We start from the raw sequence: 353 nt of genomic DNA, 5'->3' as shown, positions 1-353 counted from the left end.
GCAATGCCGAGAAGGATATTCAAGCAGAGCTAAGCAATTTTGCTGTTGATAAGATTATTGGCAGTAATATAGACATATTCCATAAGAATCCAGCGCACCAGCGTGGCATGATAGAACGGATGACTGCTGAATACTCTGCAGATATTGTGGTGGGTGGTCGTAATCTAAACCTTGTTGTTAACCCGATTGTTAATGATGAGGGTGAGCGCATTGGTACGGTCGTAGAGTGGGATGATCAAACTGAAGAGCTAAAACGATTGGCTAAAGAGCGTAGTGTCGCTAATGATAATGCGCGTATCAAGCAAGCCTTGGATAGTGTTTCGGCAAATGTCATGGTGGCCAATGCCGACCGC

Annotated in this window: 1 pseudogene; it reads left to right on the top strand. The window is 45.0% G+C overall.

The features are described from left to right. A pseudogene (locus tag A3729_RS32775) lies at nt 1-353 on the top strand (chemotaxis protein); the annotation flags it as partial.

Source organism: Oleiphilus sp. HI0043, assembly GCF_001634935.1.
Note: the sequence above shows the minus strand (reverse complement) of the source record. Positions and strands in the feature narration are given on the sequence as shown.